The organism is Pseudomonas sp. TE6283, from assembly GCF_054060555.1.
The window spans coordinates 216,835-231,228 of sequence record NZ_JBSSDH010000005.1; the positions used below are offsets into that span (position 1 = coordinate 216,835).

Sequence of the window (14,394 nt, forward strand, 5' to 3'; positions counted from 1 at the left end):
GAACATCAGACGGAGCCCACTGCATGTCCCTCAGCCTGTCCCTCGCCCAGGCCCGCCGCCTGGCCTTGTTCGCCCAGGGCTTCGGCAAGTCGCCCGGCGGCCCGCCGACCCCTGCCAGCCTCACGCGCATGTTCCAGCGCCTGGGCGTGGTACAGATCGACTCGGTCAATGCCCTGGTGCGCTCCCACTACCTGCCGCTGTTCTCGCGCCTGGGCGACTATCCGCACGACCTGCTCGACCAGCTCGCCTGGGGGCCGCGCCGCCAGCGCCGGTTGTTCGAATACTGGGGCCATGAAGCGTCGCTGCTGCCGCTGGCGCTTTACCCAATGATGCGTTGGCGCATGGCCCACGCCGCCGACGGCAAGGGCATCTACCGGCAACTGGCTGTGTTCGGCCGCGAGCGGCGCGAGGTGATCGAGCGAGTGCTGGCGGCGGTTCGCGACCAGGGCGCGCTGGGCGCGGGCAGCCTGTCCACCCGCGAGGAACGCGCCGGCCCCTGGTGGGACTGGAGCGAAGAAAAGCATGCGCTGGAATGGCTGTTCGCCGCCGGCGAGGTCACCGTGGCCGGGCGTCGCGGGTTCGAGCGCCTGTACGACCTGCCCGAGCGGGTCCTGCCGGTGGCCATCCTCGAGCAGGCCCAGCCCAGCGAGATCGAAGCGCACCAGGGCTTGCTGCTGCATGCCGCCGGCGCCCTGGGCGTGGCCACCGAACAGGACCTGCGTGATTACTTTCGCCTCTCGCCGCAGCAGAGCAAGGCCGCCCTGGCCGTATTGGTCGAGGACGGGCGCCTGCAGGCCTGTACCGTGCAGGGCTGGAAACAACCAGCCTATGTCGCGGGCGTGCCACGGGTTCCCCGGCGCATCGAAGCCAGCGCCTTGCTCTCGCCGTTTGATTCACTGGTCTGGGCGCGTGAGCGTACCGAGCGCCTGTTCGACTTCCGCTACCGCCTGGAGATCTACACCCCGGCGCACAAGCGGGTGTACGGCTACTACGTGCTGCCGTTTCTTTATCGGGAGCGCATTGCCGCGCGGGTGGATCTGCGCGCCGAGCGCGCCCACGGGCGGTTGGCGGTGCATGCAGTGCACGAGGAACCGGCAGGGCTGGACGGGGAAGGGTATCTGGCGCTGGCGGCCAACTTGCAGCGGCTAGCCGCCTGGCTGGGGCTGGAGAGGGTGCAGCTCAACTGCCCCCGCGCCGAGGGCAGCCGGCTGCGTCAGGCGTTGCTCAGCGGCGCACCTGCTTGAGGGTTTCGGCGATCAGGAACGCCAGTTCCAGCGACTGGTCGGCGTTCATCCGCGGGTCGCAGTGGGTGTGGTAGCGGTCGGACAGGGCGTCCTCGGTGATCGGTCGGGCGCCGCCGATGCACTCGGTGACGTTCTGCCCGGTCATCTCGATGTGGATACCGCCGGCGTGGCTGCCCTCGGCCTGGTGCACCTGGAAGAACTGCTTGACCTCGTCGAGGATCTGCGCGAAATCGCGGGTCTTGTAGCCGCTGCTGGCCTTGATGGTGTTGCCGTGCATCGGGTCGGAGCTCCACAGAACCTGACGGCCTTCGCGCTGCACGGTGCGGATCAGCCCCGGTAGGTGGTCGCCGACCTTGCCGGCGCCCATGCGCACGATCAGGTTCAGGCGGCCCGGGTCGTTGTCCGGGTTGAGCACGTCGATCAGGCGGATCAGCTCCTCGGGGTTCATGCTCGGGCCGACCTTGACCCCGATCGGGTTGTGCACGCCGCGCAGGAACTCGACATGGGCGCCGTCGAGCTGGCGCGTGCGGTCGCCGATCCACAGCATGTGCGCCGAGCAGTCGTAGTAGTCGCCGGTCAGGCTGTCGCTGCGCACGAAGGCTTCCTCGTAGTTGAGCAGCAGCGCTTCGTGGGCGGTGAAGAAGCTGGTTTCACGCAGTTGCGGCGCGGTGTCCAGGCCGCAGGCGCGCATGAAGGCCAGGGTCTCGTCGATGCGGTTGGCCAACTGGTGGTACTTGTCGGCCAGCGCCGAGTTGGCGATGAAGTCCAGGTTCCACTTGTGCACCTGGTGCAGGTCGGCGAAGCCGCCCTGGGCGAAGGCGCGCAGCAGGTTGAGGCTGGCGGTGGCCTGGTGGTAGGCCTGCAGCAGGCGCTCCGGGTCGGGGACGCGGCTCTTTTCGTCGAAGCCGATGCCGTTGACGATGTCGCCACGGTAGGCCGGCAGGGTGATGTCGCCGATGGTCTCGTCATTGGCCGAGCGCGGCTTGGCGAACTGGCCGGCCATGCGCCCGACCTTGACCACCGGGCAGCCGGCGGCGAAGGTCATGACAATGGCCATCTGCAGCAGCACCTTGAAGGTGTCGCGGATCTTCGCCGCGGAGAACTCGGCGAAGCTTTCGGCGCAGTCGCCGCCCTGCAGCAGGAACGCCCGGCCCTGGGTCACCTCGGCGAACTGCCGGCGCAGCTCGCGGGCTTCGCCGGCGAACACCAGCGGCGGGTAGCTGGCCAAAGTCTGCTCCACCTTCAGCAGGTGCGCGGCGTCGGGGTAGATCGGTTGCTGCTGGATCGGCAGGGCGCGCCAGCTGTCAGGGGTCCATTGTCGGGTCATTGCAAGCTCTATCCATAAGTGTCGTTAAGGCCTGCCGGTCATGGTACGCCCGGGTGTGCTTGTTGCACCACCGGCATTGGCGGACAATGGGCGTTTTGCGCGGGCGGGTGGTAAGGATGGCGACGGAGCGGGAAGAGCGGCTGCTGGCACGGGTCGAGGACGCCTTTGGCGTCATCAGCGTCTACGAGGTGGATGACTATCGCTTCCTCGAGTTCGGCGACGCCATCGAGCAAAGCTGCACCTTCACCGCCGACCCCAGCTGGCTGGAGTACGACTACACCCGCGCCATGCTGGTCGGTGCGCTGTGCCACGGGCAGCCGGAGAGCGCGCTGTTCCTCGGCCTTGGCGCCGGCACCCTGACCCAGGCGTGCCTGAAGTTCCTGCCGCTGGAGGATGTCGAGGCCATCGAGCTGCGCCCCGACGTGCCGCGCCTGGCCATGGAGTACATGGGCCTTGACGACGACCCGCGGCTGTATGTGCGGGTGGGCGACGCCCTCGAACTGCTGCCCAGCGCCGAGAAGGCCGACCTGCTGTTCGTCGACCTGTATACCGACTATGGCCCCGGCGTCGGCCACCTGGCCTGGGGGTTCCTTGAGAACTGCCAGAAGCAGCTCAACCCCGATGGCTGGCTGGTGATCAACCAGTGGGCCGGGGATGACGGCAAGCCGTTGGGCGCGGCCTTGTTGCGTGGGTTGTATCACCGGCATTACTGGGAGCTGCCGGTGAAGGAGGGCAACGTGATCCTGCTGGTGCCGGCGGACCTGGAGCAGACGCTGGACATCGATGCCGTGCGGGCGCGGGCGCAGGCGTTGGCGCCGCGTTTGGGCTATTCGCTGGAGTACCTGATCAAGGCCATCCGTCCGGCGACCTGATCCGGATGTACGCGTCTACAGGGAAACGATTCAGCCTGGATCCAATGTGAGTCTGGATCTTCGAAATATTTCTCACAACTCCCGGCTATTTCAGGTATAGTACGCGCCGGTCTTTTAGCGGACCTCAAAATCAGGTGGTGCAAATCCTCCGAATCCAGCTTCGGCTGCGCGTCCGCTAGGCGGACCTCCCCAAGACGTTCCTATTTCAATCGTTTTCGCAAATCCCCGCCGCCAAAGCTGCCTGGGTGACCGTTTGGTCTTTCAAGGCATGTGCAGCTTTGGAGCATGGGTCTTTGCGGATGCACCTAGAGGCAGACCCATGACCCAGGAAACCGGCGGATTCGCCGCTCTCGAACTCAATCCGAACATCGTTGCTGCCGTCCTGGCCACCGGCTATGAAGAGCCGTCGGCCATCCAGCAACAGTCGATCCCGATCATCCTCGCCGGTCACGACATGATCGGCCAGGCGCAGACTGGCACCGGCAAGACCGCTGCCTTCGCCCTGCCGATCCTCAACAAGATCGACGTGAGCAAGCGCGAACCGCAAGCCCTGATCCTGGCGCCAACCCGTGAGTTGGCGCTGCAAGTAGCCACCGCTTTCGAAACCTACGCCAAGCAGATGCCGGGCGTTAACGTGGTGGCCGTGTACGGTGGTGCCCCGATGGGCCCACAGCTGCGTGCCATTCGCAATGGCGCACAGATCGTCGTCGCCACCCCGGGCCGCCTGTGCGACCACCTGCGCCGCGACGAGAAAGTCCTGTCCACCGTCCAGTACCTGGTACTCGACGAAGCCGACGAGATGCTCAAGCTGGGCTTCATGGATGACCTCGAAGTGATCTTCGATGCCATCCCTGCCACCCGCCAGACCGTGCTGTTCTCCGCCACCCTGCCGGCCTCGATCCGTGCCATCGCCGAGCGCCACCTGCGCGAGCCGAAGCACGTCAAGATCCAGAGCAAGACCCAGACCGTGACCGCGATCGAGCAGGCCCACCTGATGGTCCACGCCGACCAGAAGATCCCGGCCGTGCTGCGCCTGCTGGAAGTGGAAGAGTTCGACGCGCTGATCGCCTTCGTGCGCACCAAGCAGGCCACCCTGGACCTGGCCGCCGCCCTGGAAGCCAAAGGCTACAAGGCTGCAGCGCTGAACGGCGACATCGCCCAGAACCAGCGTGAGCGCGTGATCGACTCGCTCAAGGACGGCCGCCTGGACATCGTCGTCGCCACCGACGTCGCTGCCCGTGGCCTGGACGTGCCGCGTATCACCCACGTGTTCAACGTCGACATGCCGTACGACCCGGAGTCCTACGTGCACCGTATCGGCCGTACCGGCCGTGCCGGTCGCGATGGCCGTGCGCTGCTGCTGGTCACCCCGCGCGAGCGTCGCATGCTGCAGGTGATCGAGCGTGTCACCGGCCAGAAAGTCGCCGAAGCCCGCCTGCCTAACCCGCAAGCCGTGCTGGATGCGCGCATCAAGAAGCTGACCAAGAGCCTGGCGCCGCTGGTGGCCGAGTCCGAAGCCAGCCACGGCGAACTGTTCGACCGCCTGACCGCCGACCTGGGCTGCACCCCGCGTGCCCTGGCTGCGGCCCTGCTGCGCAAGGCCACCAACGGCCAGGCGCTGGACCTGGCTTCGGTGGAGCGCGAGCAGCCGCTGGTGCCGACCTACACCCCGCGTGAGCGTGGTGAGCGCACCGAGCGCGGCGAGCGTCCGGACCGTGGTGACCGCGAGCGCCGCGCGCCGATGCCGCTGGCCGAAGGCCGCGTGCGTTGCCGTACCGCCCTGGGTGCCCGTGACGGCATCGCCGCCAAGAACCTGCTGGGCGCGATCCTCAACGAGGGTGGCCTGGCGCGTGACGCCATCGGTCGCATCCAGGTGCGTGACAGCTTCAGTCTGATCGAGCTGCCGGAAGACGGCCTCGAGCGCCTGCTGACCAAGCTCAAGGACACCCGCGTTGCCGGCAAGCAACTGAAGCTGCGCCGCTACCGCGAAGATTGATCCTGGCGCTGCAATAAAAAAATCCCCGGCTGCTTGGCCGGGGATTTTTTTTGCAGGTCTAACATAGGCGGGAGGTGCGTGGGAGCGGGCTTGCCCCGCGAGAGGCCCTTCAATCGAACCGATAGATATCCATCCCCAGCGCCCCCAGCGTAAACCCCTGGTGCACGATGCCAAATCGCCCGCCAGCCCCCATGGCAAAGAACAACGGCAAAAGGTGTTCATCACTGGGATGGTTGCGCACCGCAAACGGCGCCTGCCGCCGATAATCCACAAGTCCCGTCTCATCCCCGGCACTCAACCGATCCACCACCCAGTCACGAAACGCCAGCGCCCAGGGCTCGACCGCATCCGGCCCGGCGTGCCAGTCAAGCTCGCCCAGGTTATGGGTGATACTGCCCGAGCCGATCAGCAGGATGCCTTCCTCGCGCAGTGCCGACAGCGCCCGGCCAACCTTCAGTTGCAGATCAGGACCGGCCTGGCTGGGTAGCGACACCTGGACCACTGGAATATCCGCCTCGGGATACATCAGTGAAAGCGGCACCCAGGCACCATGGTCGAAGGGCCGCTGCTCATCCAGTCGGGCCCCGAGAAGTTCGGACAACCGCCTGGCCAGAGCCGGTGCGCCGGGGGCCGGGTACTGCACCGCATACAGCGCCGGCGGAAAACCATGGAAGTCATGCCAGGTCTGCGGCTGCGGGTTGCCCATCACCAGCAGTTCGCGGCTCTCCCAGTGCGCCGACACCACCACGATCGCTTTCGGGCGGGGCAAGGTGCGGGCCAGCGTGGCCAGGGCCGGGCCGCTGGCGCCGGGTTGCAGGGCGAGCATGGGCGATCCGTGGGAGATGAACAGGCTGGGCAGCATGGCGGGGTCCTGGCAGGTAAGATGCAGCCATCTTCGATCAGCCTTCGATCGAGATCCAATATAAGTTTTCATAGTCTTTTATCGAAAAACCGGGAGGGATCATGGAGCCGGCGTTCTGGCACAAGCGGTGGGCGGACAACCAGATTGGCTTTCACCAACCGCAGGTGAATCCCTATCTGCAGGCACACTGGCCGACCTTGGGGCTGGCCCCGGGGGAGCGGGTGCTGGTGCCGCTGTGCGGCAAGAGCCTGGACCTGCTCTGGCTGGCCGCCCAGGGTTATCGGGTGCTGGGGGTGGAGCTGTCGCGCAGGGCGGTGGCGGACTTCTTCACCGAGCATGGCTTGGTGGCGCAAATTTCCCGGCACGGTGCCTTCGAGGTGTGGCGCAGCGACGAGGTGGAGCTGTGGTGCGGGGATGTGTTCGCCCTGCGCGCCGAGGATCTGGCGGATTGCGCGGGGGTGTATGACCGGGCGGCGCTGATCGCCTTGCCGGTGGCGATGCGCGAGCGGTACATGGCGTTGCTGGGGGAGCGGTTGCCGGCGGCCTGTCGGGGGCTGCTGGTGACCCTGGAGTACGACCAGGGATTGATCGACGGACCGCCGTTCTCGGTGCCGGACGCCGAAGTGCGGGCAGGGTTTGCCGGGTGGCGGGTCGATGAGGTCGAGGCGCGGGAGATTCTGGGCGAGAGTCCGAAGTTTCTCAAAGCTGGTGTCGCAAGTTTGGTTGAGCGAGTCTACAGCGTTCGGGGTTGAAGCCATCGCGGGGCCGGTACTGGCAATGAAAAAGGGCGACCGAAGTCGCCCTTTCTTGTTGCTGCCTGGATCAGCCGCGACGACGCAGGGCGTCGATACGGTCTTCCAGCGGCGGGTGGCTCATCAGCAGGCCGGCCAGGCCATGCTTGAGGCCGCCATTGATGCCGAAGGCCTTCAGGGTGTCGGGCATGTGCACCGGCAGGCCCTGTTCCGAGCGCAGGCGCTGCAGCGCGCCGATCATTGCACCGGTGCCGGCCAGGTGGGCGCCGGCTTCGTCGGCGCGGAACTCGCGGCGACGCGAGTACCACATGACGATGATGCTGGCGAGGATGCCCAGTACCAGCTCGGCGACGATGGTCGCGATGAAGTAGGCGATGCCGTGGCCTTCTTCGTTCTTGAAGATCACCCGGTCGACGAAGTTGCCGATGATGCGGGCGAAGAACATCACGAAGGTGTTCACCACGCCCTGCACCAGCGCCATGGTGACCATGTCGCCGTTGGCCACGTGGCCGATCTCGTGGGCCAGCACCGCGCGCACCTCATCGGGCGAGAAGCGCTCCAGCAGGCCCTGGGAAACGGCGACCAGCGCGTCGTTGCGGTTCCAGCCGGTGGCGAAGGCGTTGGCCTCGTAGGCCGGGAAGATACCCACCTCGGGCATCTTGATGCCGGCCTCGCGGGACAGCTCCTCGACGGTCTGCAGCAGCCATTGTTCGTGGCGGGTGCGGGGCTGGGTGATGATCTGGGTGCCGGTGGTCATCTTTGCCATCCACTTGGAGATGAACAGCGAGACGAGCGAGCCAGCGAAACCGAACACGGCGCAGAAGACCAGCAGCTGGCCGAGGTTGAGGTCAACCCCGTTGGCCGCCATGAACCCGTTGAAGCCGAACAGGCTCAGGGTAATGCTTGCAACCAGCACCACCGCGAGGTTGGTGGCTACAAACAACAGAATGCGCATCATGGTTGTTACGTTCTCCTGACGGATAAGTTCGTTGCGTACTGCGGGGTATATAAGGGGGAGGGCGCGGCTATTCAACCGGGCGACTATTTCAAACTGTGTACGCGAGGAGTATGGCAGAGGATGCCGAGAGGGCTGTGGGATAGAGCGTTGCAGGATGTAAGGGGGTAGGAGCGGCCGGTCCGACGCCTCGGCAAGGCTCGCTCCTACCTCGGGGCCGTGTTACTGCGAATAGGTCCGCAGGAAGTTACCAATCCGGCCAATGGCCTGTTCCAGGTCATCCACCCGTGGCAGCGTCACCACGCGGAAGTGGTCCGGCCACGGCCAGTTGAACGCCGTGCCCTGGACGATCAGCAGCTTTTCCGACAGCAGCAGGTCAAGCACGAACTTCTCGTCGTTGAAGATCGGGCAGACCTTCGGGTCGATCTTCGGGAACGCGTACAGCGCGCCCATCGGCTTGACGCAGCTTACCCCGGGGATGGCATTGAGCAGCTCGTAGGTGCGGTTGCGCTGCTCGAGCAAGCGGCCCGGTGGCAGCACCAGGTCGTTGATGCTCTGGTAGCCGCCCAGGGCGGTCTGGATCGCGTGCTGGGCCGGCACGTTGGCGCACAGGCGCATGTTGGCCAGCATGTCGATGCCTTCGATGTAGCTCTGGGCGTGGTGCTTGGGCCCGGAGATGATCAGCCAGCCGGAGCGGAAGCCCGCCACCCGGTACGACTTGGACAGGCCGTTGAAGGTCAGGCACAGCAGGTCCGGGGCCAGCGACGCGGTGCTGATGTGCACGGCCTCGTCATAGAGGATCTTGTCGTAGATCTCGTCGGAGAACACCACCAGGTTGTGCTGGCGCGCCAGCTCCAGCATGCCCAGCAGCAGCTCCCTGGAGTACACCGCGCCCGTCGGGTTGTTCGGGTTGATGATCACCAGGGCCTTGGTGTTCGGGGTGATCTTGGCCTTGATGTCGTCCAGGTCCGGGAACCAGTCGGCCTGCTCGTCGCACAGGTAGTGCACCGGCTTGCCGCCGGCCAGGCTCACCGCGGCGGTCCACAGCGGGTAGTCAGGCGCCGGGATCAGCACCTCGTCGCCGTTGTTGAGCAGCGCCTGCATCGACATCACGATCAGCTCGGAGACGCCGTTGCCCAGGTAGATGTCCTCGATGGTGACGCCTTCGATTTCCTTCTGCTGGCAGTACTGCATCACCGCCTTGCGCGCGCTGAACAGGCCCTTGGAGTCGCTGTAGCCCTGGGCGGTGGGCAGGTTGCGGATCACGTCCTGGAGGATCTCGTCCGGCGCCTCGAAACCAAACGGCGCCGGGTTGCCGATGTTCAGCTTGAGGATGCGGTGGCCTTCCTCTTCCAGGCGTTTGGCGTGCTTGAGCACTGGGCCGCGAATGTCGTAGCAGACATTGGCGAGCTTGTTCGATTTGCTGAACTGCATGATGAGATCCCGAGTGAGAATACGCGCCGCCCTTGCTCGAAAGGTTTGAAAGGGCGGGAAGCGGGTGCCAGACTGGCTGCCTTGCACACGAAGCCAACTAATATACGTGCCACCCGCGCCAGGGAAAAGCCGGTGCGAGGTGAAAATCAGCCTGCCGAGGTTCAATCATGCAAAAGATCGACAAAACCCTGGACGAATGGCGCGCCATGCTCGATCCGGACCAGTACCAGGTGTGCCGGCTCAAGGGCACCGAGCGGCCGTTCAGCGGCAAGTACAACAGCGAGCGCGGCGACGGCATCTACCACTGCGTCTGCTGTGACCTGCCGCTGTTCGACGCCAAGACCAAGTTCGATTCCGGCTGCGGCTGGCCGAGCTTCTACGCGCCGATCGACGAGGCCGCGATGATCGAGATCCGCGACACCTCCCACGGCATGATCCGCACCGAAGTCACCTGCGCCCGGTGCGACGCCCACCTGGGCCATGTATTTCCCGACGGCCCGCCGCCGACCGGGCTACGCTACTGCATCAACTCGGTGTGCCTGGACCTCAAGCCACGCGATTGACGGAGAGCGAACATGGCCGATGCGCTGCTGGACATCCCCTGCGTCACCCTCGGTGGCGAACAGAAAGTGCTGGGCGACTTCACCGGCAAGGCGCTGCTGGTGGTCAACACCGCCAGCCAGTGCGGTTTCACCCCGCAGTACAAGGGCCTCGAACGCCTGTGGCAGGCCTACCGTGACCAGGGCCTGGTGGTGCTGGGCTTCCCCTGCAACCAGTTCGGCAAGCAGGAGCCGGGCGACGCCCGCGAGATCGCGCAGTTCTGCGAGCTCAACTTCGGCGTGAGTTTCCCGCTGTTTCGCAAGGTCGAGGTCAACGGCCCCGGTGCCCACCCGCTGTTCGCCGAGCTCAAGCGCCGCGCGCCGGGCGTGCTGGGCACGCAGAAGATCAAGTGGAACTTCACCAAGTTCCTGGTCGACCCGCGCACCGGCAAGGTCAGCCGCTTCGCCCCGACCACCAAGCCCGAGGCGCTGAAATCGGCGATCGAGCCGCTGCTCAACCGCTGACCGGCACCCAGTGCTCGATCAGCGCCAGCAGTTCCTCGCGGCGGAACGGCTTGGCCAGGTAGTCGTTCATGCCCGCGGCGCGGCAGCGCTCGCGCTCCTCAGGCATGGCGTTGGCGGTCAGCGCGACAATCGGCAGCTCCGGCCAGCGGCTGCTCTGGCGGATGCGCCGGCTGGCCTCGTAGCCATCCATCACCGGCATGTTGCAGTCCATCAGCACCAGGTCGAAGCTGCCTTGCTCCAGACAGTCCAGGGCCTCCTGGCCGTGGGCGGCCACCTGTACCTGGCAGCCGAGCTTGCCCAGCATGCCCTTGGCCACCAGCTGGTTCACCGGGTTGTCCTCCACCAGCAGGATGCGCGCCCGTAGCTCGCGCGAGGCCGGCACCTCGTGGGGCAGGGGCGCGTTGGGCTCGCCCTGCAAGGTGCGGCGCAGGGTCTGGTACAGAGCGTTGCGCGCCAGGGGGCGGGCCAGTTGTTGCAGGGGCGCCAGCTGCTCGGCCTGCTCGGCGGGCAGGAAATTGCCGTAGGCGGTCACCAGCAGGATTGGCGCCTCGATGGCCGGGCGCAGGTCGAGCACGTGGTCCAGATCGTCGGTGATCAGCAGGTCGACGGCCGTGCCTGTCAGTTCGCTGGCGTTCTCGTGGCGCGCGTATTCCAGCCCCCAGCGTGGCAGCAGCCCCTGCAGCAGCTCGGCCAGGCCGCTGCCGGGGTTGCCCAGGGCCACCACCCGCCCGCTCAGCGGCGCCGGCGGGATCGCCGCGGTGTGTGCCGGTAGCGGCAGGTCGGCGCTGAACCGGCTGCCGAAGCCGGTTTCGGAATGGATATGCAGATGCCCCTGCATGGCCTGGCACAGGTTGCGGGTCAGGGCCAGGCCCAGGCCGGTGCCGCCATACTGGCGGGTGATGCCGGCGCCGGCCTGGGTGAACGGCTGGAAGATCCGCGCCTGGGCCTCCTCGGGGATGCCGATACCGGTGTCGCTCACCTCCAGGCGGACGCCGCCGACGATGCTGCTCAGGCGCACATCGACGCGGCCGAAACGGGTGAACTTGAGGGCGTTGGACAACAGGTTGCTGACGATCTGCCGCACCCGGGTGGGGTCACCCAGCACCGTGCTGGGAAAGTCCGGGGCGACCAGGCAGGTCAGCTCGACACTGGGCGCGGCATTTTGCGACAGCAGGTTGGCGGTGTCTTCGACCATCGCGCCAAGGTCGAACGGAATGCGCTCGAGCTCCAGCTGGCCGGCATCGAACTTGGACAGGTCAAGAATATCGTTGAGCAACTCCACCAGCACCTTGCCCGAGTCATGGGCGATCGACAGCTGCTGGCGCTGCTCGGGCGCCAGGCCGCTGTCCAGGGCCAGGGCGATCATGCCCAGCATGCCGTTGAGCGGCGTGCGGATCTCGTGGCTCATGTTGGCCAGGAAGGCGGCGCGCGCCTGGGCCATGTCCAGGGCGCGCTGGCGCGCCTCGTCCAGCTCCTGGTTGGACAGGCTCAGGCGGCTGTTGCTGGCCTTGAGCTCGTTGGTGCGTGCCGAGACGATGTCTTCCAGCTCGTTGAGGTACTGGGTCAGGCGGTTCTCGGCGGTGCGCCGCTGCTGGATCTCGGTGGCCATGCTGACGAACTGCTGGTTGGCGACCCGCACCAGCACGCCGATCTCGTCGTTCTCGTGGCCCTTGGGGCAGTCCACCCGGTTCTGCCTGGGCGTGCGCGCATCGTTGCCGCTGAGTGCGCCGATCACCGTCACCAGTGGCTTGGTCAGCATCAGGTAGAACAGCCCCAGGAGGATGCCGGTAAGCACCAGGCTGCGGGCGAAACCGTTGACCAGGGTGACCCCGGCGCGGTCGAGGAAGCGTGCGCCGAAGGTGTAGGTGTCGACATCCAGGTAAAGGGTGCCAAGGTATTCATCGGGCATATGGGCGAGGAACAGCCGGTCCTGGAACTGGCGCTGCTCGCCGAACAGGAAGTCCGACAGCGCCCGGTAGCGGCTTTCCATGCTCGGGCGCTGTACATCGGCCAGCACCGTGTCGTTGTTGTCGATCAGCCGCGCGCGGATCAGCGCCGGCGATTTCAGCAGGCCGCCGGTCAGCTCCTGGGCCAGCTCCGTGTCGATGTTGTAGGCGATGCGCGAGGCCGTGTCGTGGCTGATCTTCAGCAGTGCCTGAATTTCACGGTTGATGGACGCGTCTTCGCTGGCATAATCGATGCCGATCTGGATGAGACTGAGCAATGTTCCCAGGATGAAGCCGACCAGGACTGTCAACCGGGCTTGCTTGTATGACAGGCGATTGGTGAACTTGATATCCATGGGTCCCAAGCCGGTTACTTGCTCCGTGCGCTGCGCAAGCATAGCCGATCAGCCCTGGCTGCTGGCGGGTCTGTCTGTTCATTTCAGTTGATCGTCGATTAAGGGCCGCTGCGGCCCCAAAAAACTGAAATCAATAGGAGTCGTCATGGACGCCCGTCTCAATGCTTTTCTCGACCGTGCCGAATCGGTCCTCGCCCGCCTCGAACCCCTGCTGCCTGCCCCACGCCCGGACATCGACTGGACCCGTACCCTGGCCGCCCGCTGGCAACGCGACGGCCGCAGCGGCTACCTGATGCCGCTGGAGGTCAGCCTCGACATCCGCCTGTCCGACCTGATCGGTGTCGACCAGCAGCGCGAACAGCTGGGCCGCAATACCCACCAGTTCATCAACGGCATGCCGGCCAACCACGCCCTGCTGTGGGGCTCGCGCGGCACCGGCAAGTCGTCGCTGGTGCGGGCGCTGTTGGCCGAGCATGCGGGCCAGGGCCTGCGCCTGATTGAAATCGAGCGCGACCACCTGGCCGACCTGCCACGGGTGGTCGAGCAACTGCAAAAACTTGAACAACGCTTCATCCTGTTCTGCGACGACCTGTCGTTCGAAGCCGGGGAGGGCGATTACCGGGTGCTCAAGAGCGTGCTCGACGGCTCGCTGGAACAGGCCCCGGACAACGTGCTGCTATACGCCACCTCCAACCGCCGCCACCTGGTGCCGGAGAAGCAGAGCGACAACGAGAACTGGAAGATGGTCGACGGCGAGCTGCACCCCAACGAAGCGGTGGAGGACAAGATCGCCCTGTCCGACCGCTTCGGCCTGTGGCTGTCGTTCTACCCGTTCAGCCAGGAGCACTTCCTCAACGTGGTCGAGCACTGGATCGGCCAGCTGGCGCGCCCGGCCGGGCTGCAGTGGCAGCGCAGCGAAGCGCTCGACATCCTCGCCGTGCGCTGGGCCACCGGCCGCGGTAACCGTAATGGCCGTTGTGCCTATCAGTTCGCCCGCTACTGGGTCGGGCTGCAATTGCTGGAGCAGAAATAAATGATCGACCTCAACGCCAGTGGCCAAGGCCTCGACGGCTACGACCTGCTGGCCGCGCAAGTGCAGGCGCTGTTCGCCGACGAGCGCGACTTCATCGCCAACGCCGCGCAGTTCTCGGCGTTTCTCTACAACCAGGTAGAGGACCTGAACTGGGCGGGCTTCTATATCAACCGCAACGAAGCGCTGGTGCTCGGCCCGTTCCAGGGCCAGGTGGCGTGCGTGCGCATCCCGTTCGGTCGGGGTGTATGCGGCGCCGCGGCGGCCACCCGCACGACCCAGCGGGTCGAGGACGTGCACGCGTTTCCCGGGCATATCGCCTGTGACAGCGCGTCCAACAGCGAACTGGTGATTCCGTTGGTCAAGGCCGGAAGGCTGATCGGCGTGCTCGACCTGGACAGCCCGAAGCTGGCGCGCTTCAGCGAGGCCGACCAGGCAGGGCTGGAGCGGTTGGTCGAGGTGTTCCTCGCGTTGACCGATTGCTGAAATGAAGAAGGGGCCTGCGAAGGCCCCTTTCTTTTGGGTCGTGGGAGCGGGCTTGCCCCGCGATAGAGCC

The 14,394-nt window shown here is 65.9% G+C and carries 12 protein-coding genes and 1 pseudogene; 8 read left to right on the forward strand and 5 right to left on the reverse strand.

Annotation, left to right across the window (positions count from 1 at the left end; translation table 11 throughout):
• The first annotated feature begins 23 nt into the window (after positions 1 to 23).
• Positions 24 to 1,244 (forward strand): winged helix-turn-helix domain-containing protein, encoded by a 1,221-nt coding sequence (locus ACVWZ5_RS09870; RefSeq protein ID WP_062573263.1) that lies wholly within the window; start codon positions 24 to 26, stop codon positions 1,242 to 1,244.
• Here the strand turns inward: ACVWZ5_RS09870 and ACVWZ5_RS09875 are convergent.
• Positions 1,225 to 2,571 (reverse strand): class II 3-deoxy-7-phosphoheptulonate synthase, encoded by a 1,347-nt coding sequence (locus tag ACVWZ5_RS09875; protein ID WP_028691729.1) that lies wholly within the window; start codon positions 2,569 to 2,571, stop codon positions 1,225 to 1,227. The genes ACVWZ5_RS09870 and ACVWZ5_RS09875 overlap by 20 nt on opposite strands.
• Before the next feature lie 116 nt (positions 2,572 to 2,687).
• Between ACVWZ5_RS09875 and ACVWZ5_RS09880 the strand changes: the two genes are divergently transcribed.
• Positions 2,688 to 3,443 (forward strand): spermidine synthase, encoded by a 756-nt coding sequence (locus tag ACVWZ5_RS09880; protein WP_062573264.1) that lies wholly within the window; start codon positions 2,688 to 2,690, stop codon positions 3,441 to 3,443.
• A gap of 285 nt (positions 3,444 to 3,728) precedes the next feature.
• Positions 3,729 to 5,439: pseudogene (locus ACVWZ5_RS09885) on the forward strand (DEAD/DEAH box helicase).
• Positions 5,440 to 5,548: 109 nt separating this feature from the next.
• On the opposite strand, the gene ACVWZ5_RS09890 reads toward ACVWZ5_RS09885, so the two are convergent.
• Positions 5,549 to 6,301, reverse strand: coding sequence for a DODA-type extradiol aromatic ring-opening family dioxygenase (locus tag ACVWZ5_RS09890; RefSeq protein ID WP_062573265.1), 753 nt, complete (start codon positions 6,299 to 6,301; stop codon positions 5,549 to 5,551).
• Between the two features lie 101 nt (positions 6,302 to 6,402).
• On the opposite strand from ACVWZ5_RS09890, the gene ACVWZ5_RS09895 reads away from it, so the two are divergent.
• On the forward strand, positions 6,403 to 7,053 hold the full coding sequence (locus ACVWZ5_RS09895; RefSeq protein ID WP_062573266.1) for a thiopurine S-methyltransferase: 651 nt from the start codon (positions 6,403 to 6,405) through the stop codon (positions 7,051 to 7,053).
• Positions 7,054 to 7,123: 70 nt separating this feature from the next.
• On the opposite strand, the gene htpX is transcribed toward ACVWZ5_RS09895, so the two are convergent.
• Positions 7,124 to 8,011 (reverse strand): protease HtpX, encoded by an 888-nt coding sequence (gene htpX / locus ACVWZ5_RS09900; RefSeq protein WP_028691724.1) that lies wholly within the window; start codon positions 8,009 to 8,011, stop codon positions 7,124 to 7,126.
• Between the two features lie 219 nt (positions 8,012 to 8,230).
• Positions 8,231 to 9,442, reverse strand: a complete 1,212-nt coding sequence (locus tag ACVWZ5_RS09905; protein ID WP_028691723.1) for a pyridoxal phosphate-dependent aminotransferase — start codon at positions 9,440 to 9,442, stop codon at positions 8,231 to 8,233.
• 167 nt (positions 9,443 to 9,609) lie between these two features.
• On the opposite strand from ACVWZ5_RS09905, the gene msrB reads away from it, so the two are divergent.
• Positions 9,610 to 10,005 (forward strand): peptide-methionine (R)-S-oxide reductase MsrB, encoded by a 396-nt coding sequence (gene msrB / locus ACVWZ5_RS09910; protein WP_301140298.1) that lies wholly within the window; start codon positions 9,610 to 9,612, stop codon positions 10,003 to 10,005.
• Between the two features lie 12 nt (positions 10,006 to 10,017).
• Positions 10,018 to 10,506, forward strand: coding sequence for a glutathione peroxidase (locus ACVWZ5_RS09915; protein ID WP_062573268.1), 489 nt, complete (start codon positions 10,018 to 10,020; stop codon positions 10,504 to 10,506).
• Here ACVWZ5_RS09915 and ACVWZ5_RS09920 read toward each other — a convergent pair.
• Positions 10,496 to 12,850: a response regulator gene (locus ACVWZ5_RS09920; RefSeq protein ID WP_336196502.1), complete on the reverse strand. Its 2,355-nt coding sequence runs from the start codon at positions 12,848 to 12,850 to the stop codon at positions 10,496 to 10,498. The genes ACVWZ5_RS09915 and ACVWZ5_RS09920 overlap by 11 nt on opposite strands.
• A 103-nt stretch (positions 12,851 to 12,953) precedes the next feature.
• On the opposite strand from ACVWZ5_RS09920, the gene ACVWZ5_RS09925 reads away from it, so the two are divergent.
• Positions 12,954 to 13,841 (forward strand): ATP-binding protein, encoded by an 888-nt coding sequence (locus ACVWZ5_RS09925; RefSeq protein WP_084941800.1) that lies wholly within the window; start codon positions 12,954 to 12,956, stop codon positions 13,839 to 13,841.
• A complete protein-coding gene (locus ACVWZ5_RS09930; RefSeq protein ID WP_028691718.1) occupies positions 13,842 to 14,324 on the forward strand; it encodes a GAF domain-containing protein in 483 nt (160 codons plus the stop codon). It abuts the gene before it with no gap.
• Positions 14,325 to 14,394 lie beyond the last annotated feature (70 nt).